This is a genomic window from Ramlibacter sp. (genome assembly GCF_035554825.1).
Classification (GTDB): domain Bacteria; phylum Pseudomonadota; class Gammaproteobacteria; order Burkholderiales; family Burkholderiaceae_C; genus Ramlibacter.
Genome location: NZ_DATMHS010000044.1, coordinates 18,848 through 45,463 on the forward strand (window position 1 = coordinate 18,848; position 26,616 = coordinate 45,463).

25 protein-coding genes are annotated in these 26,616 nt (G+C 71.5%); 12 read left to right on the plus strand and 13 right to left on the minus strand.

Annotation, left to right across the window (positions count from 1 at the left end; all coding sequences use genetic code 11):
* Positions 1-19: 19 nt before the first annotated feature.
* The 11 genes from VNT59_RS04685 (at position 20) to VNT59_RS04735 (ending at position 12,560) form a co-directional block, all read left to right on the plus strand.
* Positions 20-1,162: an FAD-binding oxidoreductase gene (locus VNT59_RS04685; RefSeq protein WP_325497121.1), complete on the plus strand. Its 1,143-nt coding sequence runs from the start codon at positions 20-22 to the stop codon at positions 1,160-1,162.
* 26 nt (positions 1,163-1,188) lie between these two features.
* Entirely contained in the window at positions 1,189-2,658 is a 1,470-nt protein-coding gene (locus tag VNT59_RS04690; protein WP_325497123.1) for a M81 family metallopeptidase, read from the plus strand.
* 32 nt (positions 2,659-2,690) lie between these two features.
* Positions 2,691-4,277: an ABC transporter substrate-binding protein gene (locus tag VNT59_RS04695; RefSeq protein ID WP_414708339.1), complete on the plus strand. Its 1,587-nt coding sequence runs from the start codon at positions 2,691-2,693 to the stop codon at positions 4,275-4,277.
* An 11-nt stretch (positions 4,278-4,288) separates the two neighbouring features.
* Positions 4,289-5,773: a M81 family metallopeptidase gene (locus VNT59_RS04700; RefSeq protein ID WP_325497127.1), complete on the plus strand. Its 1,485-nt coding sequence runs from the start codon at positions 4,289-4,291 to the stop codon at positions 5,771-5,773.
* A 14-nt stretch (positions 5,774-5,787) separates the two neighbouring features.
* Positions 5,788-7,371 (plus strand): ABC transporter substrate-binding protein, encoded by a 1,584-nt coding sequence (locus VNT59_RS04705; RefSeq protein WP_325497129.1) that lies wholly within the window; start codon positions 5,788-5,790, stop codon positions 7,369-7,371.
* Positions 7,372-7,381: 10 nt separating this feature from the next.
* Positions 7,382-8,317 (plus strand): ABC transporter permease, encoded by a 936-nt coding sequence (locus tag VNT59_RS04710; protein ID WP_325497131.1) that lies wholly within the window; start codon positions 7,382-7,384, stop codon positions 8,315-8,317.
* A 5-nt stretch (positions 8,318-8,322) separates the two neighbouring features.
* The gene (locus VNT59_RS04715; RefSeq protein ID WP_325497133.1) at positions 8,323-9,210 is read left to right on the plus strand and encodes an ABC transporter permease; all 888 of its coding nucleotides are present in this window, start codon (positions 8,323-8,325) and stop codon (positions 9,208-9,210) included.
* Between the two features lie 8 nt (positions 9,211-9,218).
* Positions 9,219-10,247, plus strand: a complete 1,029-nt coding sequence (locus VNT59_RS04720) for an ABC transporter ATP-binding protein (RefSeq protein ID WP_325497135.1) — start codon at positions 9,219-9,221, stop codon at positions 10,245-10,247.
* On the plus strand, positions 10,244-11,230 hold the full coding sequence (locus VNT59_RS04725) for a dipeptide ABC transporter ATP-binding protein (protein ID WP_325497137.1): 987 nt from the start codon (positions 10,244-10,246) through the stop codon (positions 11,228-11,230). The genes VNT59_RS04720 and VNT59_RS04725 overlap by 4 nt, the downstream gene beginning before the upstream one ends.
* Positions 11,231-11,287: 57 nt before the next feature.
* Positions 11,288-11,662 carry a RidA family protein gene (locus tag VNT59_RS04730; RefSeq protein ID WP_325497139.1) on the plus strand — a complete coding sequence of 125 codons (375 nt, stop codon included), beginning with the start codon at positions 11,288-11,290 and terminating at the stop codon, positions 11,660-11,662.
* Positions 11,663-11,738: 76 nt separating this feature from the next.
* Complete coding sequence (locus VNT59_RS04735) at positions 11,739-12,560, plus strand: aldo/keto reductase (protein ID WP_325497141.1); 822 nt, start codon at positions 11,739-11,741, stop codon at positions 12,558-12,560.
* Positions 12,561-12,613: 53 nt separating this feature from the next.
* Here the strand turns inward: VNT59_RS04735 and VNT59_RS04740 are convergent, their stop codons facing one another.
* The 3 genes from VNT59_RS04740 to VNT59_RS04750 all read right to left on the minus strand — a co-directional run bounded on the left by VNT59_RS04740 (position 12,614) and on the right by VNT59_RS04750 (position 16,656).
* Positions 12,614-13,030, minus strand: coding sequence for a hypothetical protein (locus tag VNT59_RS04740; RefSeq protein ID WP_325497143.1), 417 nt, complete (start codon positions 13,028-13,030; stop codon positions 12,614-12,616).
* The gene (locus VNT59_RS04745; RefSeq protein ID WP_414708340.1) at positions 13,027-14,664 is read right to left on the minus strand and encodes a multicopper oxidase domain-containing protein; all 1,638 of its coding nucleotides are present in this window, start codon (positions 14,662-14,664) and stop codon (positions 13,027-13,029) included. The genes VNT59_RS04740 and VNT59_RS04745 overlap by 4 nt, the downstream gene beginning before the upstream one ends.
* Before the next feature lie 216 nt (positions 14,665-14,880).
* The gene (locus VNT59_RS04750; RefSeq protein WP_325497147.1) at positions 14,881-16,656 is read right to left on the minus strand and encodes a sensor domain-containing diguanylate cyclase; all 1,776 of its coding nucleotides are present in this window, start codon (positions 16,654-16,656) and stop codon (positions 14,881-14,883) included.
* Positions 16,657-16,836: 180 nt separating this feature from the next.
* Here VNT59_RS04750 and VNT59_RS04755 point away from each other — a divergent pair, with 180 nt between their 5' ends.
* Positions 16,837-17,553: a hypothetical protein gene (locus tag VNT59_RS04755; protein WP_325497149.1), complete on the plus strand. Its 717-nt coding sequence runs from the start codon at positions 16,837-16,839 to the stop codon at positions 17,551-17,553.
* Between the two features lie 10 nt (positions 17,554-17,563).
* Here VNT59_RS04755 and VNT59_RS04760 read toward each other — a convergent pair whose 3' ends face one another.
* The 10 genes from VNT59_RS04760 to VNT59_RS04805 form a co-directional block, all read right to left on the minus strand.
* A complete protein-coding gene (locus VNT59_RS04760; protein WP_325497151.1) occupies positions 17,564-17,920 on the minus strand; it encodes a translation initiation factor Sui1 in 357 nt (118 codons plus the stop codon).
* A 67-nt stretch (positions 17,921-17,987) separates the two neighbouring features.
* Positions 17,988-18,830: a hypothetical protein gene (locus VNT59_RS04765; protein ID WP_325497153.1), complete on the minus strand. Its 843-nt coding sequence runs from the start codon at positions 18,828-18,830 to the stop codon at positions 17,988-17,990.
* A 329-nt stretch (positions 18,831-19,159) separates the two neighbouring features.
* Positions 19,160-19,699: a YidB family protein gene (locus VNT59_RS04770; protein WP_325497155.1), complete on the minus strand. Its 540-nt coding sequence runs from the start codon at positions 19,697-19,699 to the stop codon at positions 19,160-19,162.
* Positions 19,700-19,821: 122 nt separating this feature from the next.
* Complete coding sequence (locus tag VNT59_RS04775) at positions 19,822-20,607, minus strand: SDR family oxidoreductase (RefSeq protein WP_325497157.1); 786 nt, start codon at positions 20,605-20,607, stop codon at positions 19,822-19,824.
* A gap of 40 nt (positions 20,608-20,647) precedes the next feature.
* Positions 20,648-21,142, minus strand: a complete 495-nt coding sequence (locus VNT59_RS04780) for a J domain-containing protein (protein WP_325497159.1) — start codon at positions 21,140-21,142, stop codon at positions 20,648-20,650.
* Positions 21,143-21,268: 126 nt separating this feature from the next.
* Positions 21,269-21,916 (minus strand): glutathione S-transferase, encoded by a 648-nt coding sequence (locus VNT59_RS04785; protein ID WP_325497161.1) that lies wholly within the window; start codon positions 21,914-21,916, stop codon positions 21,269-21,271.
* A gap of 71 nt (positions 21,917-21,987) precedes the next feature.
* On the minus strand, positions 21,988-22,569 hold the full coding sequence (locus VNT59_RS04790; RefSeq protein ID WP_325497163.1) for a DUF2889 domain-containing protein: 582 nt from the start codon (positions 22,567-22,569) through the stop codon (positions 21,988-21,990).
* Positions 22,570-22,647: 78 nt separating this feature from the next.
* Positions 22,648-23,499, minus strand: a complete 852-nt coding sequence (locus VNT59_RS04795) for a hypothetical protein (RefSeq protein ID WP_325497165.1) — start codon at positions 23,497-23,499, stop codon at positions 22,648-22,650.
* 145 nt (positions 23,500-23,644) lie between these two features.
* A complete protein-coding gene (locus VNT59_RS04800) occupies positions 23,645-24,337 on the minus strand; it encodes an aspartate/glutamate racemase family protein (protein ID WP_325497167.1) in 693 nt (230 codons plus the stop codon).
* Positions 24,334-26,373, minus strand: coding sequence for a penicillin-binding protein 1A (locus VNT59_RS04805; protein WP_325497169.1), 2,040 nt, complete (start codon positions 26,371-26,373; stop codon positions 24,334-24,336). Before VNT59_RS04805 ends, VNT59_RS04800 begins: the two co-directional genes overlap by 4 nt.
* Between the last annotated feature and the right edge of the window lie 243 nt (positions 26,374-26,616).

The following is a 26,616-nucleotide window of genomic DNA, read 5'->3' on the forward strand; positions in this document are numbered from 1 at the left end:
GCGCGGGCGCTCCACCTCCATGACGGCATTTCCCGCGGCCCGTAGCGCCGACTTCCTCGTTGTCGGCGGCGGCATCGCCGGCGCCTCGACCGGCTTCTGGCTGGCACCGCACGGGCGCGTCATCGTGCTGGAGCGCGAGTCGCAGCCCGGCTACCACTCGACGGGCCGTTCAGCCGCGCTCTTCATGGAAAGCTACGGCACGCCGCAGGTGCGCGCGCTGACGATGGCCAGCCGGGCCTTCTTCGAGCAGCCGCCCGCGGGCTTCAGCGAGTACCCGCTGCTGTCGCCACGCGGTGCGTTGATGGTGGCCGCGCCCGGGCAGGAGGCGCTGCTGGAAGCGCACTGGGCCGTGCTGACCGCCGTCACCGACAACGCCCGCCGCCTCGACGCCGGCGAAGTGCTCGCCCTGATCCCCGCCTTCCGCGCCGAACAGGTGGCCGGCGGGCTGCTCGAACCCGATGCAGCGGACATGGACGTGCACGCGATCCACCAGGGCTATCTGCGCGGCCTGCGGCGCGCCGGCGGCGAGCTGGTGTGCGACGCGGCGGTGACGGCCCTGCGCCGCGAGGGCGGCCTCTGGCAGGTCGACGCGGGCGGCCAGCGCTACCAGGCGCCGGTCGTGGTGAATGCCGCCGGCGCCTGGGCCGACGAAGTGGCCAGGCTCGCGGGCCTGGCGCCGATCGGGCTGCAGCCGCGCCGCCGCTCGGCGATGATCTTCGCGCCGCCCGCCGGCGTCGACGTCACGCACTGGCCGATGGCGATCGGGGTCACCGAGGACTGGTACTTCAAGCCCGACGCCGGCATGCTGCTGGGCTCCCCGGCCAATGCCGATCCGGTCGAGCCGCAGGACGTGCAGCCGGAAGAACTCGACATCGCGCTGGCGATCCACCGCATCGAGGAGATGACCACCCTCGCCATCCGCCGGCCCGCCCGCACCTGGGCCGGCCTGCGTTCCTTCGTCGCGGACGGCGACCTCGTCGGCGGCTTCGACCCGCGGGCGCCGGGCTTGCTCTGGGTCGCGGCGCAAGGCGGCTACGGCATCCAGACCTCGCCCGCGATGGGCGAAGCCTGCGCGGCGCTCGCGCGCGGCCTGCCGCTGCCCCAGCGCATCGCCGCCTTCGGCCTGACGGAGGCGATGCTGTCGCCGGCCCGCCTGCTCTGAGTCATCAACCCCACCACCAGCCTGCCATGCGCGTCTTCAGCGGATCCCTCGCCACCGAGACCAACACCTTCGGCCCGATGCCGACCGGCCTCGCCTCCTTTCGCGACCGCGGCTACTTCAAGGCCGGGGATCACCCGGACCAGATGACGTTCTTCTCCGGGCCGCTCTGGGCGGCGCGCCTGCGCGGCAAGGAGCTCGGCTGGGACCTCGTCGAAGGCATGGTCGCCGGCGCGCAGCCGAGCGGCACCACCACCCGCGCCGCCTACGAGCAGTTGCGCGAGGAGCTGCTCGCGGACCTGCGCGCCGCGCTGCCGGTGGACATGGTGCTGCTCGGCCTGCACGGCGCGATGGTCGCGGACGGCTACGACGACTGCGAAGGCGACCTGCTGGCCCGGGTACGCGAGATCGTGGGCCCCCAGGTGGTCATCGGCGCCGAGCTCGACCCGCACAACCACCTCACGCCGCAGATGCTGCGCCACGCCGACGTCCTGGTCGCGTTCAAGGAATACCCGCACACCGACGTGCTGGAACGGGCGCTGGAACTGGTCGACCTCTGCGCCGCCACGGTCGAGGGCAAGGTGCGGCCGGTTGCCGCCGTCGCCGACTGCCAGATGATCGTGACGATGCATACCTCGCGCCAGCCGGCACGCGGCTTCGTCGACCGCATCCAGTCGCTGGAAGGCAAGGACGGCGTGCTGTCGATCTCCGTCTCGCACGGCTTCGCCTGGGGCGACGTGCCCGAGATGGGCACCAAGGTGCTGGTCTATACCGACGGCGACCGGGCCGCCGCGCAGGCGCTGGCCGGCCGGCTCGCCGGCGAGCTGATCGCGATGCGCGAGCAGCTGAACGTCCGTTTTCCGTCGATCGACCAGGCGCTGGACGAGGCGCTGGCCTTGCCCGGCGGCCCGGTCGTGATCAGCGACGGCGCCGACAATCCCGGCGGCGGCGCGGCCAGTGATTCGACCTTCATCACCCGCCGGATCATCGAGCGCGGCATCGGCAACGTCGCCGTCGGACCGCTGTGGGACCCGATCGCCGTGCGCCTCGCCTTCGAGGCCGGCGCGGGCGCGCGGCTGGCGCTGCGCATCGGCGGCAAGATCAGCCCGCTTTCGGGCGACCCGCTCGACCTCGACTGCACCGTCAAGGCGCTGCGCCGCGACATGGTGATGACCGGCCTGGCCGGCACCGCCATGCCGCTGGGCGATTGCGCGCTGGTCGAGGCGGGCGGCGTCGAGCTCGTGCTGATCACGCTGCGCAACCAGGCGATGGGCACCGACCTCTTCACGCAGCTGGGCGTCGACCTCGCGGCCAAGAAGATCATCGTCGTGAAATCGTCGCAGCACTTCTACGCGTCGTTCTCGAAGGTGGCGAATCACGTGATCTATGCCGGCGCCCCGGGCGCCGTGACGCTGGACCTCACGACCCTGCCCTACCGCAAGGTGCGCCGGCCGAAGTGGCCGCTCGATCCGATCGAGCCCACCCCCGTCGTCGACTGAAAACGAACCACATCCAAAGGAGACACACCATGATCCAACGTCGCTCGCTCGCCGCGCTGGCCCCGGCCGCGGCCCTGGCGCTGGGCGCCCTGCTCGGCGCGCCGCCGGCCCTGGCGCAACCCAAGACCTTGCGCATCGTCGCCCACGCGGACCTCAAGATCCTCGACCCGACCTTCACCACCGCCTACATCTCGCGCAACTTCGGCTACATGGTGTACGACACGCTGTTCGCGCAGGACGCCAGGAGCCAGCCCAAGCCGCAGATGGTGGAGAAGTACACGGCGTCCAAGGACGGCCTGGCGTGGACCTTCACGCTGCGTCCCGGCCTGAAGTTCTCGGACGGCAGCGCCGTGACGACCGCCGACGTGGTCGCCTCGCTGCAGCGCTGGGGCGGGCGCGACAGCATCGGCCGGGCGATGGGCAACGCCGGCGCGCAGTGGAAGGCCGTCGATGCGCGCACCTTCACGCTCACGCTCAAGGAGCCGTTCGGCATGGTGCTGGAAGGGCTGGCCAAGCCGTCGGGCTTCCCGGCGGTGATCATGCCCGAGCGGCTGGCCAAGTTGCCGACGACGTCGCCGCTGGCGGAAGCGATCGGCTCCGGCCCGTTCGTCTTCAAGCGCGACGAGTGGGTGCCGGGCAACAAGGCGGTGTTCGTGAAGAACCCCAACTACGTCGCCCGCAGCGAGCCGCCGAGCGGCCTGGCCGGCAGCAAGCAGCCGCACTTCGACCGGGTCGAGTGGCTGTACCTGCCCGACGCCAACAGCGCCACCGCGGCCCTGAAGAAGGGCGAGGTCGACTACATCGAGCAGCTGCCGCCCGACTACATCAACCCGCTGCGCCAGGATCCGCACGTCAAGGTGAAGCCCGCCGGCTTCTACCAGGGCTTCATCGTCATGAACCAGCTGCACCCGCCGTTCAACAACCCGAAGGCGCGGCAGGCGCTGGCCCATGCGGTGAGCCAGGAGAAGTTCATGGCCGCGATGGGCTACCCGCTGGACATGCGGATGACCTATTGCGCCAGCTACTTCATCTGCGGCGGCCCGAACGAGACCGCCGCCGGCGCCGAGCCCTTCCGCAAGCCTGACCTGGCCAAGGCCAAACAGCTGCTGGCCGAGAGCGGCTACAAGGGCGAGAAGGTCGTGGTGCTGGTGCCCAGCGACGTGACCTACCTGAACGCCGAAGGCCTGATGATCGTGCAGGCCATGCGCAGCATCGGGATGAATGTCGATGCGCAGAACATGGACTGGGCCTCGATCGGCGCGCGCCGCGCCAAGAAGGACGCGCCGGCCGCCGGCGGCTGGAACGTCTACGTCACCGTGGCCGGCCAGTTCGACGTCGACTCGCCGATCACCAACGCGTATCTCAGCGCCGCCTGCGGCACCAGCCTGCCGGGCTGGCCGTGCGACAAGCCGCTGGACGAGCTGCGCACCGCGTGGCTCAAGGAAACGAATCCGGCCAAGCGCCGTCAGCTGCTGGACGCGTTCCAGCAGCGCGCCTACGAGGCCGTGCCCTACGTCAACGCGGGCCAGTACTCGCCTGCCTTCGCCGCCCGCGCCGACCTGAAGGGGCTCGACAAGATGTGGAACGGCATGCCCACGGTGTGGATGCTGGATCGCTGAGGGGCCGGACGATGCGCGTGTTCACCGGGTCGCTCGCGACCGAAACCAACACCTTCGCCCCGATGCCGACCGGGCTCGCGTCCTTCAAGGATCGCGGCTACTTCCCGGCCGGCCGCCACCCGAAGGAGCTGAACCTGTTCGCCGGACCGCTGTATGCCCTGCGCGAAGTGGCAGCCGAGCGCGGCTGGACGCTGATCGAAGGCATGGTGGCGGCCGCCCAGCCGAGCGGCACCGTCACCCGCGAAGCCTACGAGCAGCTGCGCGACGAGCTGCTGGCCGACCTGCGCGGCGCCCTGCCGCTGGACATGGTCATCCTCGGCCTGCACGGCGCGATGGTGGCCGACGGCTACGACGACTGCGAAGGCGACCTGCTGGGCCGGGTGCGCGAGCTCGTCGGCCCGGCCGTCGTCGTCGGCGCCGAGCTCGATCCGCACATGCACCTGTCGCCCCGGATGGTGCAACAGGCCGACGTGCTGGTCTCGATGAAGGAGTACCCGCACACCGACGTGCTGGAGCGCGCCCGCGAACTGGTGAGCCTGTGCGAAGCCAAGGCGGCCGGCCGCATCCGGCCGGTCGCCGCGCTGGTCGACTGCCAGATGGTGGTGCCGATCCACACCACGCGCCAGCCGGCCCGGGGCTTCATCGACCGGGTGCAGGCGCTGGAAGGCCGGGAGGGGGTGCTGACGATCTCCATCGGCCAGGGCTTCGCCCACGGCAACGTGCCGGACATGGGCAGCAAGGTGCTGGTCTATACCGACGGCGACCAGCAGCAGGCGGACCGGCTGGCGATGCAGCTGGCCACCGAGCTGATCGGCATGCGCGGGCAGCTGGCCGTGCGCTATCCGGACATCGACAGCGCGCTCGACGAGGCGGTGGCCGCGGCCAAGGGCCCCGTGGTGCTGGCCGATCGCGCCGACAACCCGGGCAGTGGCGCGCCCGGCGACTCCACCTTCGTGCTGAAGCGGATGATCGAGCGCGGGCTGGCCAACGGCGCCGTCGGCCCGATGTGGGACCCGATCGCCGTGCGCATCGCGTTCGAAGCCGGCCAGGGCGCCCGGCTGGCCCTGCGCATCGGCGGCAAGATCGGCCCGCTGTCGGGCCAGCCGCTGGACCTGGACTGCACCGTCAAGGCGCTGCGGCCCGACATGGTGATGACCGGCTTGGCCGGCGCGCCGACCGACATGGGCGACTGCGCGCTGGTCGAAGCGGACGGCATCGAGATCGTGCTGGTCTCGATCCGCAACCAGGCGCTGGGCACCGACGTCTTCACCCAGCTCGGGTGCGACCTCGCCTCCAAGCGCTTCATCGTCGTCAAGTCGGCCCAGCATTTCCACGCGTCGTTCGCCAAGGTCGCGTCGCAGGTGATCTACGTCGGCGCGCCCGGCGCGGCGACGCCGCACACCGCCACGCTGCCGTACACCAAGATCCGCCGGCCGCGCTGGCCGCTCGACGACGTCGCCACGGCCGTGCTGCTGCCGCTGGCCCGCCCCAACTGACAGGAACACACCGCATGCGAACCCATTCCCTCGCCCGCCTCGCGGCCGCCGGCGCCTTCGCGCTGTCCGCGCTGCTGCCCGCCGTCACCCACGCGCAGGCCAAGACGCTGCGCTTCGTGGCCCACGCCGACGTCAAGATCCTCGACCCGACCTTCACCACGGCCTACATCTCGCGCAACTTCGGCTACATGGTGTACGACACCCTGTTCGCCCAGGACGCGCACGGCAAGGCCCAGCCGCAGATGGTGGACAAGTACTCCACCAGCAAGGACGGCCTGGCCTGGACCTTCACGCTGCGCCCGGGCCTGAAGTTCTCGGACGGCACGCCGGTCACCTCGAACGACGCCGTCGCCTCGATCGAACGCTGGGCTTCGCGCGACACCTTCGGCGGCGCGATGAAGTCCGCCGGCGCGCAGTGGGCCGTGGTCGACGACAAGACCTTCAAGCTGACGCTCAAGGAGCCGTTCGGCATGGTGCTGGACGCGCTGGCCAAGCCCTCGGGCTTCCCCCCGGTGGTGATGCCGGCGCGCCTGGCCAAGCTGCCGACCAACGCGCCCATCGCCGAGGTGCTCGGCTCCGGGCCCTTCCTCTTCAAGCGCGACGAATGGCTGCCCGGCAGCAAGACCGTGTTCGTGAAGAACCCGAACTACGTCGCCCGCAGCGAGCCGCCGAGCGGTCTGGCCGGCAGCAAGAAGCCGCACTTCGACCGCGTCGAGTGGCTCTACCTGCCCGACTCGAACAGCGCCGTCGCGGCGCTCAAGAAGGGCGAGGTCGACTTCATCGAACAGGTCCCCGCCGACTACATCACGCCGCTGCGTTCCGACGCCAACGTGAAGCTGCTGTCCGCCGGCACCCAGCAGGCGCAGCTGATCATGAACCAGCTGCATCCGCCCTTCAACAACCCGAAGGTGCGGCAGGCGGTGCTGAAGGCGGTCAGCCAGGCCAAGTTCAACGCCGCGATGGGTTATCCCCTCGACATGCGCATGCCGTATTGCGGCACCTACTTCATCTGCGGCAGCGCCAACGAGACGCTGGCCGGCGCCGAGCCGTTCCGCACGCCCGACATCGCCAAAGCCAAGCAGATGCTGGCCGAGGCCGGCTACAAGGGCGAAAAGGTGGTGCTGCTGGTGACGAGCGACGTGCCCTACCTGAACGCGCTGTCGCTGGTGGCGCTGCAGACCATGCGCCAGATCGGCCTGAACGTCGAGGGCGTGACGATGGACTGGTCGTCGATCGGCGCGCGGCGGGCGAAGAAGGACGCGCCCGAGTCCGGCGGCTGGAGCGCCTACGCCACCGTGGCCAACGAGTTCGCCATCAACAGCCCGATCGTCAGCACCTATCTCAGCGCCGCCTGCGGCAACACCCTGCCCGGCTGGCCCTGCGACAAGAAGCTCGACGAGCTGCGCACCGCCTGGATCCGCGAGACGGTGCCGGCCAAGCGCAAGCAGGCGCTCGATGCCTTCCAGGCCCGCGCCTTCGAGGTCGTGCCGTACGCGGTGCTGGGCCAGTACACGCCGGCCGCCGCGGCGCGCAAGGAGCTCAAGGGCCCCGAGAAGCTGTGGTCCGGCATTCCCAACGTCTGGGTGCTGGACAAGTAGGGTCTTCCGGATGGCTTACTTCCTGCGCCGGCTCGTCGCCACGCTGCCCGTGATGGCCGTGGTCGCGATCCTCGTCTTCCTGCTGATCCACCTGTCGCCGGGCGATCCGGCGGCGCTGATCGCCGGCGACCTGGCGACCGGCGAGGACATCGCCAAGCTGCGCACGGCCCTCGGCCTGGACCGGCCGCTGTGGGAGCAGTTCACGATCTGGCTCGGCCACCTGCTGACCGGCGACCTGGGGACGTCGATCTTCACCCAGGTGCCGGTCACCCAGCTGCTGGGCCAGCGCCTGGAGCCCACGCTCTCGATCGCGGCGCTCACCATGCTGATCACGCTGCTGATCGCCGTGCCGCTGGGCACGCTGGCCGCCTACCGCGCCGGCACCTGGATCGACCGCGTCGTGATGCTGTTCGCGGTGCTGGCCTTCTCGCTGCCGGTGTTCCTGGTCGGCTACCTGCTGATCTACGGCTTCGCGATCCAGCTGCAATGGTTTCCGGTGCAGGGCTACGTGCGCTTCGCCGAAGGGCCGGGCCGCTGGCTGCAAAGCCTGGTGCTGCCCTGCGTGAACCTGGCGCTGGTCTACATCGCCCTGATCACGCGCATGACCCGGGCCACCGTGCTGGAAGTGCTGCACGAGGACTACATCCGCACCGCGTGGGCCAAGGGCCTTGGCGTGCTGCCGGTGCTGGGCCACGCGCTGCGCAACGCCGCCGTGCCGATCGCCACCACGGTGGGCGTCGGCATCGCGCTGCTGATCGGCGGCGTGGTGGTGACCGAAACCGTGTTCGCCATCCCCGGCGTCGGCCGGCTCGTGATCGATTCCGTGCAGCGCCACGACTATCCGGTGATCCAGAGCGTGCTGCTGATTTCCGCCGGCGTGTACGTGCTGATCAACCTGCTGATCGACCTCTCCTACAAGCTCTTCGATCCGCGCATCCAGTACTGAAATCCATGTCCGCCACCGTTTCCATTCCCGACGCCCCGCCCGCGGACGACGGCGCCCCGCCGGCGCGCCGCTGGCGCTGGGCGCGCAAGCACCCGACGCTGATCATCGGCGCGCTGATGCTGCTGGCCGTGGTCGTCATCTCGCTCGCCGCGCCCTGGATCGCCACCCACGATCCGCAGGACCTCGATCCGATCGCCCGGATGCAGGCGCCCTCGGCCGAACACTACTTCGGCACCGACGCCCTCGGCCGCGACGTGTTCAGCCGCGCCGTGTGGGGCGGCCGCGTGTCGCTGATCGTCGGCCTGGCGGTCGCGGCGCTGGCCACCGTCGCCGGCGTGCTGCTCGGCCTCACGGCCGGCTTCGTGCGCTGGTCCGACGGGCCGATCATGCGGGTGATGGACGGCCTGATGGCCATCCCCGGCATCCTGCTGGCCATTGCGCTGATGGCGGTGACGCAGGCCAGCCTCACCACCGTGATCGTCGCGATCACGATCCCCGAGATTCCCCGCGTGGCGCGCCTGGTGCGCTCGCTGGCGCTGACCCTGCGCGAGCAGCTGTTCGTCGAGGCGGCCCATGCCGTCGGCACGCGCCTGCCCACCATCCTGTGGCGGCACGTGCTGCCCAACACCGTCGCGCCGCTGGTGGTGCAGGCCACCTTCGTGGCGGCCTCGGCGGTGCTGATCGAGGCCGCGCTGTCGTTCCTGGGCGTCGGCGTGCCGGCGCAGACCCCGAGCTGGGGCAACATGATGGCCGAGGGCCGCAACTACGTGGCCGTCGCCTTCCACATCATCCTGTATCCCGGCATCCTGCTGGCGCTCACCGTGCTGGCGATCAACCTGCTGGGCGACGGCCTGCGCGACGCGCTGGACCCGCGCCTGGCCCGCCAGCTGTGACCATGACCATGGCCAAAACCGCCCCGCCCCGCCAGGATGGGCCGCTGCTCGAGGTGGACAACCTGCGCACCTACTTCGACACGCTGTCGGGCACCGTGCGCTCGGTCGACGGCATCAGCTACACCGTCAACGCCGGCCAGACGCTGGGCGTGGTCGGCGAGTCCGGCTGCGGCAAGAGCGTCACGGCGCTGTCGATCATGCGGCTGATCCCGCGCCCGCCCGGCCGCTTCGCCGGCGGCCAGGTGCGCTATCGCGGCACCGACCTGCTCACGCTCTCCGAGCGCGAGATGCGCGAAATCCGCGGCAACCGGATCTCGATGATCTTCCAGGAGCCGATGACGTCGCTCAACCCGGTGCTGACCGTCGGGCGCCAGATCGCCGAAACCGTGCAGCTGCACCAGCACGCCAGCCCCAGGCAGGCCATGGAGCGGGCCGTCGAGATGCTGCGCGTGGTGCAGATCCCCGAGCCGGCGCGGCGCGTCGCCGAGTACCCGCACCAGCTGTCCGGCGGCATGCGCCAGCGGGTGATGATCGCGCTGGCCCTGGCCTGCAATCCCGAACTGCTGATCGCCGACGAGCCGACCACGGCGCTGGACGTGACGATCCAGGCCCAGATCCTCGACCTGCTCAGGCAGCTGCAGCACGAGCTCGGCATGGGCGTCGTGATGATCACCCACGACCTGGGCGTGGTGGCCGAGAGCTGCGACCGCGTCGTCGTGATGTACGCCGGGCGCAAGGTCGAGGAAGCCGACGTCGTCGACCTGTTCGACCGCCCCATGCATCCCTACACCCGGGCGCTGATGCTCTCCATGCCCTCGATGAACACCCACAGCCAACGCCTGGCCGAGATCCCCGGCATGGTGCCGGCGCCGCACGAGCTGGGGCGCGGCTGCGCCTTCGCCGCCCGCTGCCCCTACGCGCAGGCGCGTTGCCGCGCCGAGACGCCGGCGCTCACGGCGCAGGGCAACGGCCACGTCGTCGCCTGCTTCGCCGTCGAGGAGAACCGGCTGTCCGCCGGCGCGGAGGCGCTTGCATGAGCCTGCCCCGCAACGATGCCGCGCCGCTGCTGCAGGTGCGCCAGCTCACCAAGCACTACACCGCGCCGCGCCGCTGGCTGTCGAAGCCGCGCCCGCCGATCCAGGCCGTCGACGGCGTGTCGTTCGACGTCGCCCGCGGCGAAACGCTGTCGCTGGTCGGCGAGTCCGGCTGCGGCAAGACGACCACCGCCAAGTCGGTGCTGCGGCTGGTGCAGCCGACGTCGGGCTCGGTCAAGCTCGACGGCGAGGAACTGCTGGCGCTGTCGGCGCCGCAGATGCGCCAGCAGCGCCGCCACCTGCAGATCATCTTCCAGGATCCCTACGCCTCGCTCAACCCGCGGCTGTCGGCCGGCGAAGCGGTGGCCGAGCCGCTGCGCAATTTCGGCGTGCGCAGCGCCGCCGAGCGCCGCGAGCGGGTGGAGTGGCTGTTCTCCAAGGTGGGCCTGCGGCCCGAGGCCGCGGGCAAGTATCCGCACGAGTTCTCCGGCGGCCAGCGCCAGCGGCTGGGCATCGCGCGGGCCCTGGCGCTGAACCCGAAGCTGATCGTCTGCGACGAGCCGGTGTCGGCGCTGGATGTCTCGGTGCAGGCGCAGGTCGTCAACCTGCTGATGGACCTGCAGCAGGAATTCGGCATCGCCTACCTGTTCGTCGCGCACGACCTCGCCGTGGTCCGCCACATCAGCCACCGCGTGGCCGTGATGTACCTCGGGCACGTGGTCGAAGTGGGCGACCGCGACACGCTGTTCGCCGCGCCGCGCCATCCCTACACCGAGATCCTGCTGTCCGCGGTGCCGGTGCCGAACCCGCGCCAGAAGGTCAGGCGGATCCTGCTGCAGGGCGATCCGCCGAGTCCCGCCAACCCGCCGACGGGCTGCCGCTTCCACACCCGCTGCCCGCTGGCGCAGCCGGTCTGCAAGGAACAGAAACCGCCGTTGACCGCGCGCGAGGCCGAAGGTCATTTGGTCGCCTGCCATTTCCGCTGAAGGCGGCGGCGCGCGCAAGGGCCAGGTCCTGGCCCGCACCCAACACGAAACCAGCACATGAACCAGATCGAACGCTTCCCCACCCCGCTGCCCGTCCCCTTCTCGAAGGCGGTGCGCGCCGGCGGCTTCCTGTTCCTGTCCGGCCAGCTGGCGATGGCGGCCGACGGCAGCATCGTCGAGGGCGACATCGCCGTGCAGACGCGCGTCGTGCTGGAGCGCATCGCGGCCACGCTGCAGGAACTCGGCAGCGGCATGGCCGACGTCGTGAAGACCACGGTGTGGCTGGGCAGCCTCGACGATTTCGCCGCCTTCAACGACGAGTACCGCAAGCACTTCGGCGCCGGCCTGCCGGCCCGCTCCACGGTCGAAGCCAGGCTCTATCGAAACGCGAAGGTCGAGATCGAGGTGATGGCGTTCGCGCCGGAGCGCTGAAGCCGCCCCCCGGCGCGGCCGGTGGCGGCCCCGCGCGCCGCTTGCGCGCGCGCCGGCGCGCGCTTATCTTCGCGCGATGCACGCCCGCGCCATCCCCTGCTCCGGCCAGCCGCTGCCCGTCATCGGCCTGGGCACCTGGCGTGGCTTCGACGTCGGCGGCACCCCGGCCGAATTGCCGCAGCGCGGCGAGGTGCTTGCCGCCTTGCTGGGCAGCGGCGGCACGGTCGTCGACAGCTCGCCGATGTACGGCTCGGCCGAGCAGGTGGTGGGCGAACTGCTGGAGCGCGGCGGCTCGCGCGGGCGGGCGTTCGTCGCCACCAAGGTGTGGACCAGCGGCAGGCAGGCCGGCATCGAGCAGATGGAACGGTCGCTGCGGCTGCTGCGCACGCAGCACGTGGACCTGCTGCAGGTCCACAACCTGGTCGACTGGCGCACGCACCTGGCAACCCTGCGCGAGTGGAAGGCGCAGGGCCGCATCTCCTACATCGGGGTCACCCACTACACCGACGACGCGCACGGGGCGCTGGAGGAGGCGATGCGGGCCGAGCCGCTCGATTTCGTGCAGTTCAATTACTCGGTGGCCGATCGCGCCGCCGAGCAGCGCCTGCTGCCCCTGGCCGCCGAACGTGGCGTCGCCGTGCTGGTCAACCTGCCGTTCGGCGGCGGCAAGGTGCTGCGCGGGCTGCGCCGGCAGCCGCTGCCGGCGTGGGCGCAGGAGATCGGCTGCGCCAGCTGGAACCAGCTGCTGCTCAAGTTCGTGCTGTCGCAGCCGGCGGTGACCTGCGTCATCCCGGGCACCTCCAGTCCCGGGCACATGCGCGACAACGCGGCGGCCGGCACCGGCGAGCTGCCGCCGCCCGCCTTCTGGCGGGCGCGGCTCGCCGCACTGGGCCTGTAGCCTGGCGGACAAATCATCCCGTTGCCGTCGCGAGCGCGCACGACGCGATTGATTCAGCGCTTTCCTCGCGCGGCCGCCGCCGTCTGCAGGCCGTCGGCGCCGGCCAGCTTGATCAGCTCGACCTGCGTGCCGGGCGGCAGCGCGCGCTGCAGCGCGGCGACGGCATGGCGCGGCGACTGCCGGCGCGGATCGAGCGCGAACGAGAGGGCGGCCGGCTGCGCCGAGACGCGAACGCTGGCCCGATCGAGCCCGCGGACACTGGCCGCCGCCTGGCGCAGGCGGGCCGCATCGGCGCGCCCGGTCACGCCGCAGAACATCACCAGCTGCCCATTGGCGGCGGCACGCTGCAGCACCGCATGGTCGTAGGTCGCGGCGACCTTGTCCTCGACGCAGACGCCGCAGCCCCAGGCGGCGGGCGCCGCCAGCGCCAGCAGCCCCGGGATGGCGAGCAACAGGCGACGACGCTTCACTTGTGCCCCGCCATGCCGCCCATGCCGCCCATGCCGCCCATGCCGCCGGTGGCGCCGGTGGCGCCGCCCGGCATCGGCGTGGCCGACTGCGTGCGCGACGGCGGCACGGTGGTGCCCGGTGCCGCCGTCGGCGGCGCCATGCCTGCCGGCGGCGCCGCGGCCCCGCTCGCGCCCTGGGCCGGCGCCGCGGCTCTGGGCTGCAGGTTCTGGTCGGCCCACTTGAAGTACGCGAGGTAGGCCTTGATGTCCTGGTCGCTCAGCCCCTGGTTGGGCATCGGGATCTTCCACTTGTCCAGCAGCGCCTTGGCCGTCGCATCGGTCTGCAGCATCTGTTCGGGCGACTTCAGCCAACGCGCCAGCCATGCGTCGTCGTGGCGCTTGGTGACCCCGTGCAGATCGGGCCCGAGCTTGTCGCCGCCCGCGATCGTGTGGCACGCCAGGCATTTGGATTCGAAATCGAGCTTGGCCTGCACCGCCAGCGGGTCCGTCGGCGCGGCCGTGGCCGGGATGTTGTGGTGCTCGGGATCGCCGCCGGGCGGCGCACCGGCGGCGATGATGCCGATCGCGCCCTGCGAGGCGTTGGCGAAGTGGTGATCGACCATCACGTAGTTGCCGGCTTCCGGGATGACGAATTCGACGACGGCGCCCTGCGACGAGCCGAGCAGCACCGTCTGCATGCCGCGGAACTGGTTGTCGGGATTGCCGTCGATCCAGACCCGGTCGAAGATCGTGCCGACCACGTGGAAGCTGGAGGTGTTGGACGGCCCCACGTTCATCACGAACAGCCGCACGCGCTCGCCCGGCTTCGCCTCCAGCGGCTTTTCCACCATGCTGTTGTAGCGGCCGTTGAACACCGTGTAGGTCGGCGCCTTCGAGCGCACGCGCGCGCCGTCCAGCACGTACAACGGCTGGCCGTCGACCTTGCGCTTCTCGGGATCGGGCTTGGTATAGAACTCGCTTTGCACCACCGCGTATTCGCGGTCGACCTTGGTCGGGTAGCCGCCGCGCGGCTCGACCACCATCATCCCGTACATGCCCGAGGCGATGTGTTCCAGCACCATCGGCGTGCCGCAGTGGTACATGAACACGCCGGGGTAGTTGGCGGTGAATTCGAAGGAAATGGTCTGTCCGGGCGCGATCGAGCGGTACTTGTCGTTGGGCGCCACCATCGCCGAGTGGAAGTCCATCGAGTGCATCATCGGCGCCGCCGTCACGCGCACGCCCGGCACCGGCTCGTCCGAGCGGTTGGTCATGGTGAACTTGACGCGATCGCCGACGCGCACCCGCACCACCGGCCCTGGCACCTGGTCGCCGAATGTCCAACCGCTGAACTTCACGCCCGGGGCGATCTCGATGATCTTGTGGGTGGTGTCCAGCCGGATTTCCTTCACCGGCGCCGGATCGAGCGGCTTGACCAGCGGCCCCGGGTTGAGCGACGAACCGGCCGCGAACGGCCCGCTGTGGCGTTCGCTGCTGACCGTGGCCGGCGGCGTCTTGAAATCCATCTTGGCGGCGTCGTAGGGATCGCCGCCGGCGGCACCCCCGCTGGCCGGAACCGCGGCTGCGGCGGCCGGTGCGGCCCCCGCCGTGGCAGCGACCGGCGGCTCGCTCGGCCGGCACGCCAGCAGCAGCAGGCCCAGCGCCGCGGCCAGCCCCAGGCGCGCGGTACGGATGGTCAACGCGCCAGCCCCATGCGGGCCGACCCTTGAAAGGTCAACAATGTGCATCGGTCGCTCCCTTTTTTTGTCACGGGAGTCTAGCCGCAGACGATTGCACCGTGTGTGAGGGGCCGAAAGCGCGCCGGGCTGCGGCACTGCCTCGACGAACGACGCAGCGGGCCGCCGGCGGCGTCACCCGGCCGCGCGCGGCATGGCCCCCGCCCCGCGCGCCGGTCCGCCGGCGTGCTCGCCCTGCACCACGCGCAGGGCTCGCCCGCTCGGGTCGGCAGCGATGTCCTGCAGCAGCTGGCCCAGCGTCGCCAGCAGCAATTGCCCATTGCCCTGGGGCAACGGCGCGCAGGCACCTGCCACCTGCAACGACAGGGTGACCCCCGGCGGCAGGCGCCCGGAGAATTTGAGACCGCCGGCGATCAGGTCACGCGCCGCGGCGATGGCCTGATCGCGCGACAGCCGCCCCTCCATCACCAGCACCAGATCGCCGCCCTGCTCGCGCGCCACGGTGTCGCCTTCGCGGGCGCCGTGCGCCACGCATTCGGCGGCGCGGACCAGGGCCGCTTCGGCCGCTTCGCGCCCGTACTGGCTGGCGATCGCGCCGAGATTGCTCACCCGCACGCGCAGCACGGCGCCGGCGAGCGGGTCGCGCCGGTGCCGCTCCAGCAATTGCTCGAGCCCCTCGATCAGCACGCGGTGGCTGCCGACGCCCGTCAGCGGGTCGGTCCGCGACAGCGCGTGCACCCGCACCTGGTTGTCGCGCCGCTCACGGCTGCGGAAATACAGCCCGATCAGCACCAGCGGGATTTCCAGCGCCGCGCCGGCCTGGAGGCCGTACTGGGCGACCAGGGCGGGCGGCTGCAGCCCGAGGTTGCGCAGCACCGGGAACAGCGCGCCGGCGGTCAGGCCTGCCAGGCCGGCGAGCACCCACAGGCCCACTTTGGGCTGGCGCAGCGCGTACCAGCCGACGACGCAGACGAACACCGCCAGGCTGACCGCGGCATTGATGTTGTGCGCGATGAACACCGGCCGGCGGCCGAACAGCAGATAGGCCAGCGCAATGGCGAAACTGGCCGCCGAGAGCGCCAGCAGCGCCGACGACAGCAACTGCCGGCCGCGCTCGGCGACGAGCTCGCGCACGAACAGCCCGAGGCCGCCCAGCGCCGCGGCCGCCAGCACCGCCGGCGCGATGTCGTTCCACCACGGCTGCCATGGCCACAGGTACTCGCCGGTCAGGCCCGTCAGCGACAGCACGACCAGGCCGACCAGCACCACGTGCGCGCCGTAATACAGATGGATGACGTCGCGCCACAGCGCGGCATGCACCACGGCCAGCACGACCACCAGCGCGAGGAATCCCAGGTAGCCGCCCAGCAGCAGGTGCCACAGCTTGTTGGCCTCGTTGAAGGCGGCGGGATCGCGCAGCACCCACTCGACGGCGATCGGATGGCTGTGCTGCACGCGCAGGTATGTCGTTGCCGCGGCTTCCCCGGGCTGCAGCGTGAAGACGAACGCGGGATGCAGGTAGCGCACCGGCCACTGGCCCACCGGCAGCATGTCGCCGGCACGTTGCACCTGCCAGCCGTTCGTGCCATCGGGGCGGAACAGTTCGACGCTGTCGATGGCCGCAATCGGCAACGCGAGCACGGCCTGCGAGGCGGCGGCCACCGGCGCGAACGTGAGCCGGTACCACACGGCCCGCCCGGGCCCGAGCGGCATCACTTCGTTGCTGGCCGGGGCCCGCCCGCGCCCCAGCTCGAACGCCGTCCGGGCCTCCTGCAGGCCGGCCGTGGCCGACCCGTCGGCCCAGAACTCGGTGGCTCGAAGCGTCTGCTGGTCCACCCGCTCCGGGCCGGCTTGCGCGCCGGCCCAGCCGGCGATCAAGGCCAACAGCCCGGCGGCGAGCCGGCGCCAGGCCTTGCCCCTACCAGCGTCCGTGCAGCCGCCATCAGCCATTCGTCTTGTCGTCCTCTCGACCGCGTTGTACCTCGCCGGCGGCGCCTTGGCTCGACCGCCGCCTCGCTGCGCCGAAAAAACGACAGCTCGGCGTCAACGGAAACACATTTTGTTACGTTATGCACCACAATAACAGCTTCCGGCCGAGTCCGCGCGCGGATTCGCCCAATGGGGACTGCAATGAATTTGTTGAGGCAACTGTTCGGGCGCGAGGACGCGAAGGCGACCCAGGTTTCGCGCATGTTCACCCAGGTCGGACCGGAGTCGTCCCCCGACCGCCGGCTCGCCGCGGCCGAGCTGGCCGGGATCCGACGCGACATGATGCGCGCCGCGCTTTCCAAGACGCTGACCCGCCACGGCATCCCGGCAGCCTGGCTGGGCTCCGAAATGCTGATGGCGACCTCGCGCGGGCGCGAGCCCGGCATGCACTGGCGCCTGGTGGTCAAGCACTGGGACCCGCGGCTGCTGACCCACGCGGTCGCCCTGCAGAACAGCCTGGTCGTGCGCCTGCTCGGCTACGACCCGACGGCGGTGGACTGGTTGCTGGGGATCTCCTGGCAGTTCGACCTGCCCGATGAGGCCGACTGCCCGCCGTTGCCGCAAGCCGGGTTCTGGACGGCCGATTCGCGGCCGGCCGCGCCGCCGTCACCGGCGGCCCCAGCGGTGCCGGTGAGCGCCGAGGTCATCGCCGGTCCGGTCCGCATCGTCCCCCCGAAGCCGGAACCGTCGCCGGCCGACGCGCCCGATTCGGTACGCTCGGACCTCGACAGGCTGCTGGCGGTGCGCGATGCCGAACTCAAGCGGCATGCCGCTGGACCCGGCGGCACGGAGGTCACCGAACCGATGTACCTGAAGACCCAGCCGGCGCCGCTGGGTTCGGTGCGCCGCCCTGCCTGAAACGCCGGCTTCAACCGCCGGCCAGCTTCGCCTGGAATCCCTGGACCAGCAGCAGCTGCACGATGCGGTCGCGGTGCTCGCCCTGCACCTCGATCACGCCATCCTTGACGGTGCCGCCGGAGCCGCAGGCGCCCTTGAGTTTCTGGCCGAGGGCCACGAGGGCCGCCTCCTCGAGCGCCAGCCCGCGCACCAGGGTCACGGTCTTGCCGCCGCGGCCCTTGGTCTCGCGCGACACGCGCACCACGCCATCGCCCGCCGGCCGCCGCGCCGCCGGGCGGCAGCTGCACTGCGCCTGCGGTCGGCGACAGGCGGGGCACATGCGCCCGCCGTCCGTCGAATACACCAACCCGCCCGCGCGGGGCTTCATCGCCGCCATCCAACCGTTCCCCGATCGTCCTGATGCGTCACTGTAGCGCGCCGCCGGGGCCGCCCGCTCAGCCGCCGCTATGCAGATCGCCGGCGGTGAGCACGGCGTCGTCGTTGGCGCGGCGGAAGCTGGCCGCCCGCAGCTGCGCTTCCGCCAGCGCGGCTTCCCGCGCGCCGATGCGCGCGTTGAGGATGTGCAGCTGCGTCTCGCGCGGCAGCTGGCGGGTGTTGCGGCCGTTCCAGGCGGCGCGGCCGCGGCTGGAAAGGTTGTAGTAGATCGACACCCCTTCGCGCAGCTTCTCCGCGCGTTCCACGGCGCTGAGCTTCAGGCCGTCGAGGCGGTTCTCGCTCCAGATCGCGGCCTCCTTCATGTGCAGCGCGGCGGCGTGGATCGCTTCCACCGGATCGTTGGGATTGCGCAGGCCGAGGGCGCGCGCGGTTGCCGGCTCGAACTGGGCGATGCCGAGGTTGGGCGTGCCGTCCTTGCTCGCGCCCAGGCGCGGCACCCAGGAGGTCTCGGCATTGATGATGCCGTAGACGTCCATGAAGCTCAGCCCCACTTCGTCGAGACGGGCGCGCCTGGCGGCCGACTTGGCCAGCAGCATCCGGGAGCGCAGGTCGGGCGTGAGCAGCGTGTCGCTGCCGATGCGCGTCTGCACCCAGCGCAGGCGGCTGCGCAGCTGCTCGTAGTAGCCGTCGCCGGCCGATGGCGGCGCCGGCTGCTGCTGCGCCTGGGCCGGCATCGGGCTGGCGCCCGGCGCGATGGCCAGCACCGGCGGCGCGGCACCACGCAGCAGCGGCGGCACGGCCAGCGGGGGCCGCAGGCCCGAGCCCAGCGCGAGAAGACAGGCGAGCCCGACAGTCGCGACCCCGGCAACAGCCGAACACGCGGCCCATCTCTGACTGGTCATGTAGTCCCTTTCCGACAAAAGACCAAGAGAGCGGCCGTCAACAGTGAAGTTCAGCGCTGTTTCAATGGATTGGGCAGATGAGCGCGCCGGCGCGAAACATTCCACACGCAACCGGCCCGCAACCTCAGCAGTTCCCCAGCGTGGGGGCTGCGCGTGCGGGCTGCCGCACCGCCGTCATGGGGTCGAACGAAAGTCGCGGGCGATGGGTCCCGGGACGCGGTTCGCGCTCCGGTCGGCATGGCCCTGTCGAGCGCAGCGCCGCGGTCGAGGCGTCGACGGCCGCGCCAGCGCGTGCAACGGCCCTGGATCGGGGACGCCCGAGCGCGCGCTCAGTGCATGCGCAACTGGTCCAGGGCCTGCTCGAGGCTCATGCGGCCCTGGTCCAGCACCTGGTCGGCGTCGGGCGCCACGTAGCCTTGCGGGGTCGCGTGGTCGACCACCTGCGGCAGGATCTCGGCGAATCCGCTCGCCACTTCCTGCTCCTCGACGCCGAGCTGCTGTGCCAGCTGCAACAGCTCCTCGCCGCCGACCAGCTCGCGCACCTGCTGCGACGCCAGCGGCTCGTTGCGCCCGGTCGACACCCACGAGTTCGCCTGGGCGCCGTACCCCTGGCGCCGGAACCGGTCGACCACCGCGCCGATCCCGCCGTTGCGCTGCACCCACTGCATCGCCAGCGGCAGCAGCATCGCCAGCAACGCGCCGCGGCTGCCACCCAGCGGCGAACCGCGGCCCATCGGCAGGCCGCCGCGTCCCAGGACGCCTCCGAGCAGGTCGCCCAGTCCGCCCGGGCCGGCCATCGGCGACTGCTGATGCGCGCGCGACCCGCCGAGGATGTTGCCCAGAATCCGTCCCATGAAATCGTTGCCCATGCCTGTGCTCCTGCGCGGAAAGGCACACCATAGCCGAGCGCGCCCGGCGCGGCACGTAGGTGGCGGCCGGGCCTTGCTGTGGGCCGCCGCGGCTCGGCCGTCGCGCAGCGCCGCGGCCGCCCTCAGGCCTTCGGCAGTGCGGGGGCGCCGCCCAGGTGCAACCCGGCATCGAGCTGGATCAGCTCGCCGGTGACGGTGCGGGCGCCCTCGATCAGCCAGATGATCGCCTCGGCGACGTCCTGCGGACTCGAGGCCCGCTGCAGCGGCGAGACCGCCTCCGACCGGGCCTTGATCTGCTCGTAGGCGGCCGGCCCCATCGCGTCGCTGAACCAGCGCGACGTGATCAGCGCCGGGCAGACCGCGTTGACCCGGATCTCCGGCGCCAGGGCGCGGGCGAAGTGCAGCGTCATCGCGTTGATGGCGCCCTTGGACGCGACGTACGGCACCGACGAGCCGATGCCCAGCGACCCGGCCACCGACGACACGTTGACGATGGCGCCCCGCGCCGCCTTCAGGTGGGGCACGCAGGCCCGCACCATCTGGAACGTGCCGACGGCGTTCACGCCCATCACGCGCTCGAAGGCGCGGGCGTCCAGCGCGTCCCACTCCGCGTCCTTGCCGAAGACCGACACGCCGGCGTTGTTCACCAGCGCGTCGAGGCGCTGCCAGCGGTCGACGGCCGCCTGCGCCAGGGCGCGGCAGTCGGCGTCGCGCGAGACGTCGCCTTGCACCAGCAGCGTCTGCGCGCCCGCGGCCCGGCACGCCGCTTCCGTCTCGCGCGCCTCGGCCGCGCTGCGGGAATAGTTGATGACGACGTTCCAGCCGCGCCGGGCAAGCCCCAGCGCGGTGGCAGCGCCGACGCCGGTGCCGGAACCGGTGACGATGGCGACCCTGGATGATGGATTCACGCGACCTCCTGTGGGCGCCGCACGCGGCCGGCGCGGTGGTTCAAAGCGACTTCGCCGGCCGGGGCGCCGGCGCTGGCTGGGCGGATGCAGTATCGCCTGCCGCCGGCTGGGCCTGGGCGCGCTGCGGGACCTGCGCCTGCGCGGCCGGGCGCACCGCGGCGGGCGCCGGCGCCCAGGTCGCGATCACGACATAGCCGACGGTCAGCACGGCGAGCGACGCCGTCGCCCACACCAGCCAGGCGCCCCAGCCGAAACGGTCCGGCGTGAACACCACCGCGTCCGCGCCGCGGCCGGCCAGCCGCGCGTCCTCGCTCGCCAGCCATTCGTCGTAGGCGCTGCGCTGCGCCGGATCGGAGAGCACCTCGTAGGCCTGGTTGATCTGGGCCATCACCAGCGCCGCGGCGCTGCGGCCCTGGTGCTTGTCGGGATGGAACTTCTGCGCCAGCCGGCGATACGCGGTACGCACGCCATCAGCGGAGGCGCCGCGTTCCACCCGCAGGGTGTCGTAGTGGCTGTGGAGGCGCGGTCTGGTCATTCGCTCGCGGCGCGGTACGCGAACGATAGCAGCGCGGCGCTCGCGCGGGCAAGCGCCGCGGCGCCCGCGCGGACGTCGGCGCGGGCCGGTGTGGCCCCGAAGGAACGCGCGGCGGCCGCGACGATCTCAGGCCGCCTTCGCCTGCGCCGCCTTGCGGTCGTCGGCCACCCGCTGCGCCGACGGCCGCTGCGCCACCAGCTTGACGTACCCCTTGTAGTCGACGCCGCCCGCCAGCAGCAGGTCCTCCCCATAGGCCGCCTTGGTGGCCATGCCGACCAGCGGCAGGTTGTTGAACGCGCTGCAGTCGGCCTGGGTGAAGGCATCGCCGGCCACGTAGGGCGCGAACTTCGCCAGCCGCCGGAAGCCGGCGATCGACTTCTCCAGCTCCTGCCGGATGCGCGCCTTGTTGCTCTCGGACAGCGGCGTTCCGCCGAAGAACACCGCGCCGTACAACTGCCGCGCGGTCATCTCCAGGTGCCAGTCGATGAAGATCGTGAGCTCGCGCACCTTGGCGGCGGCGAACGGGTCGGCCGGCAGCAGGGGCGGCTGCGGATAGGCGTCTTCCAGCCACTCGAGGATCGGCTGGCTCTCGCACAGGGCGCCCTGCCCGGTCGTGATGAAGGGGATCTTGGCCAGCGGCGAGGCGGCCAGCACGGCTTCCTCGGTGCTGCGCGTGCCCTGGTGCACCTCGGTGAAAGGCACGCCCTTTTCCAGCAGCGCCAGCTTGACCTTGTTGTAGTAGTTCGAAACCGCAAAACCGTGCAGCTTGATCATCGTCGTCTCCTTGAAAACGCGGCAGTGTAGTCGCGCGCTCGCCGCCGGCCCTGCCGCCGCGGCGACAGCGGTCAGCCGCGGCGCTTGAGCGGCTGCCAGCCGGCGAACTTCGGGTAATGGCGCTGCACCACCGCGCCGTCGACGTCCCAGGCGATGCAGCGCCCGACGTGGTACGGCGGCTTCTCGAGTTCGGGCTCGGGCAGGCCGGCCTGCCGCCGCAGGTGATGCCGGTAGCCGGGAATCGTCTGGTAGGCCGCCGTCGCCATGTTGAACAGCAGCTCGCGCAGGTGGGTGCAGCCCTTGCTGTTGCCCAGCGCCTTCTCGATTGCCTGCCGCCAGCCCGGCCCCATGGTCGCGCCGACCATGCCCTGCATCGGATCGTGCCCCTGCTGGCACTCGTCGAACGGCGTGTGGTCCATCGAGGTGGCGATCTCCCGGATCGTCAGGTGGTCGTCCACGGTGGCGCGGATCGCCATGCCGTGAATCGGCGTGCCCGGCGGCATGGCGCCGCGTTCGGTGCGCTGCAAGGTGTAGGTCTTGGCGTCGGTGAGTTCGGCCTCGATGTCCCACAGGCCGTCTTCGCGGTGGTAGCCGCGGTAGACGACCTGGCGGGTGTGCAGATGGGTTCGGGGTTGCGGGGGCGGCAGGGGCATGGGCAGGCGGACGGCGCAAAGCGTCCGATTTTCCCAGAACGGCGCCCGCCGCCCCGCCGGCGGCCCGCGGCGACCCTGCTAGCGGATGCGCCCGCCCTGCGTCGCCAGCTGCTGCATCAGCTGCGTCATGGCCGCCGGATCGGCGCCCGAGCGGTTGCCGGCGGAATGCATGAACGCGCCCATCGCCGTGGCCAGCCCCGCGCCGCCGGCGCCGGACTGCATCATGGCGCCGCCCATCATCCCCGGGCCAATGGTGATCGCCGTGGTGCCGGCTCGCCCGTCGAGCACCCCGTCGGCGGCGTCCAGCATCATCGCGCCGACGAAGCCCGACGACGGCACGCCGGCGCTGCTGGCGTACTGCGACATCCCGGCCAGCGCCATGCCGTAGTTGATCATCGCCGGGGACGCGCCGACGGCCGATCCGGTCGCCAGCGGATTGATCGGCCGCGTGTGCAGGACGTCGCCGACCATGAAGTAGTTGCCGATCGCCGCATTGGCCGCGTCGATGTTGGGCGGCGTCATCCCGCCCGGCATGCGCGCCGCCATCGCCTGCGCCATGGCGGTGAGCGGCGTGACCTGCACGGTGGCCGTGGTGCCGGGCGGCAGCGACGACAGGACCGCCGTCATCATCTCGCCCGGGGCCAGCGTCACCGTGGCGCCGCTCGCCTCGTCGATGTAGCTGCCGCCGGTCATCTGCAGCAGCAGCGGCCCGGCGTGCGCGCCGAGCTGCATCGCGAACGCGCCCTGGGCGTCGGTCACGGCGCTGCCGACCTGCGGCCCCTGGAGGCCGCCGGCCAGGCCGAACGCCCGGATCGTCGCCCCGCTCACCGGGCCCTTGACTGCGTTGCCGGTGACCGCCGCGCCAGCCGTGGTCTCCGGCACGGCCGCGGCCGGGGCGCCGCCGCCGCCGCCACAGGCGGCAACAACCATCGACAGGGTCAATAACGCGGCCAGAGAAGTCAGATGTGAGCGGCGATGTGTCATGGCAAGCCTTGCGTGCCCGGCGGGCGACCGGCCCATTCTGGTCCGCGCGGTGACGCCCGCGTTGACCGACATCAAGGCCGCGGCCGCGCCGTCAGCCGCCGACGGCGCGCCGCAGCGCGGCGCGCGCGAGCAGCCGCGTCGAGTCCAGCGTCGGCAGCGGCGAATTGGCGTCGTTCATGATCAACGGAAGCTCGGTGCAGCCCAGCACCACGGCGTCGCAGCCCGCTTCCTTCATGCGGCCGAGCACGCCCTGCAGGCAGGCCACCGCCTCGGGCGTGCACACGCCGTACACCAGCTCGTCCATGATGATCCGGTTGATCTCCTCGCGCTCGGCCGCGTCGGGTCGCAGGTACTGGATCCCGTGCCGGGCCAGCTGGGAGGGATAGACCTCGCTCTCGACCAGCCACCTGGTGCCCGTCAGTGCCAGCCGCCGGAAACCCCGCTGCATCGCCTGCGCCGCCACCTCCTGCGCGATGTGCAGCCACGGCAGCGGCGAGCGCGCCGCCACCAGCGGCAGCGCCTGGTGGATGGTGTTGTCGGGGCAGATCAGGAAGTCGGCCCCGGCCGCCGCGAGCTTGCGCGCCGAGGCGAGCATCAGTTCGCCGACGCCGGGCCAGTCGTTCGCCTCGATCCGCTCCAGGTACGCCGACAGCGGCGGCGTGTGCATGGAGACTTCGGGATGGCGGTGGGCCCCCAGCAGCTGCGCGCCTTCGGCGCAGATGGTGCGGTAGCACAGCGCGGCGCCTTCCGCGGAGCAGGCCACGATGCCGATGTGCCGGGTCATTGCAGCTGCTTGAGGATGCCGCGGAAGATGTCCGTCACCAGGTCCATCACGGGGTCGTGGACCCGACCGGGCTGCGCCGGCTCCGGCGGTGGCCTCGGCCGCGGCCGCGGGATGTCGAACTCGACGCGCGGATCGATCCAGCGCGCGCGCAGCGACTGCTGGAACACGTCGGCGACGATCGGCAGCGCGCTGCGGGCGCCCTGCCCCCACGGCCCCATGGCGACGCGGTTGTCGTTGAAGCCGACCCACGCGCCGGCGACCAGCTGCGGGTGCATGAGGATGAACCAGCCGTCGCTGTTGTCCTGCGTGGTGCCGGTCTTGCCGGCCACGTCCGCCGAGATCCCGTAGCGCTGGCGGATGGCGACGCCGGTGCCCTCGTCGACGACGCCGCGCATCACGTTCACGAGCGTGAGCGCGCTGGCGCGCGGCATGGCGCGCTCGGGCTGGCGCGCGATGAAGCCCTCCAGCGTGCGGCCCTCGCGGTCCTCGACCCGCACCACCAGCTGCGGCTCGATGTATTCGCCGCCGTTGGCGATCGAGCCGTAGGCGGCGACCATCTCGCGCAGCGTCACCGGACTGGTGCCCAGCGCCAGCGACGGCACCAGCTCGAGCTTGCTCTGGCGCACGCCCAGCGCGCGCGCGAGCTGCGCCACTTTCACCGGCCCGATCTTGTCCATCAGCTGCGCCGTGATGGTGTTCTTCGAGTGGACCAGTCCGTCGCGCAGCGTCATCGGCTGGTGCGTCGGCGGCGCCACGTCGCCGGGCGTCCACACCTCACCGCCCGAGGCGAACGAGACCGGCTCGTCGACGAAGGTCATGGCCGGGCTGAAGCCGGCCGCGAATGCCGCGCCGTAGACGAAGGGCTTGAAGGTCGAGCCCGGTTGCCGGCGGGCCTGCGAGACGTGGTCGAACTGCTCCTGGTCGAAGTCGCGGCTGCCCACCCAGGCCTTCACCTGCCCGGTGCGGGGATCGACGGCCAGAAAGCCGGCCTGCAGCACCGGCGCTTCCTCGCCGCGCCTGGTACGGCCGTTCGCCAGGGCCTGCAGTTGCGCCGTCTGGCGCGCCACCGCCTGGTTGGCCGCCTTCTGCAGGCGCATGCTGACGGTGGTGCGCACCACCAGCCCGTCGGCGTAGATGTTGTAGCCGTTGCGGTCGGCCCAGCCGATCAGCCACTGCCGCACGATGCGCGCGACGTGCGGCGCCGGCCCGAGCGGCTCGGGCTGGCGCTCGAAGTCGACCCGCAGCGGCCGCTTCTGCAAGCCGGCGAGCCTGGCCGGGTCGAGCTTGCCCCGCTTGGCCATCTGCGCCAGCACGATGTTGCGCCGATCGAGCGCCCGCTCCGGATTGAGCACCGGGTTGTAATAGCTCGTGCCCTTGAGCATGCCGATCAGCGTGGCGCTTTCCAGCACGTCCAGCTGCCGCGCCGACTTGTCGAAGTAGGTGCGGGCGGCCATCTCGATGCCGAACGCGTTGTAGAGGAACGGCACCGTGTTCAGGTAGGTCTCGAGGATCTCGCTCTTGGTGTACACGGCCTCGATCTTCAGCGCCGTCACCGCTTCCTTGGCCTTGCGGTGCAGCGACGCCGCGCGGCCGATCTCGTCGGGATAGAGATTGCGCGCGAGCTGCTGCGTGATCGTCGAGCCGCCCTGGCGTTCGCCGCCCAGCGTGCTGAGCAGCGCCGCCCCGGTGCGCCGCAGATCGATGCCGTGGTGTTCGTAGAAGCGATGGTCCTCGGTCGCGATCAGCGCGTTCACGACATGCGGGGAGATCCGGTTGAGCGGCACCCACTCGCGGTTGACGCGCTTGAAGACGGCCAGCACCACCCCCTCGGCCGACATCACCTGCGTCGGCAGCTCCGACTTCGCCTTGCGCAGGTCGGCGGTGCCGGGCGTCAGCGGAATCAGGATCAGGATGTAGAGCAGCAACAGCGCCGGAGGCGCGAGTGCCGCGCGCACCGGGTGGCGCCGCACCAGATCGCGCAGCCGCCCGAGCTGCTCGAGCGCGACATCGGCGGCGCGGCGAACGGCCGGAATCATGGCCGCGAGCCTAGGGCCGGGGCTCGGCAGCCGATGTAGGACTGCGGCCAGAAACAGAGGACGCCGCTGTCGCCGGCACGACGCGGCGATCGGTCCGCCGCCGGGAGCCAGGTCGACAAGCGCCGGGACACAAGCGAAACTGTCCGACAGGCGCACGGTCGCGGCACCACCAGAATGGCCGCTGCCCGCGATCCGGGCGGGCTTGCCCGCGGCTTTGCGGCTGTCTCACGAACAGAAGATCGC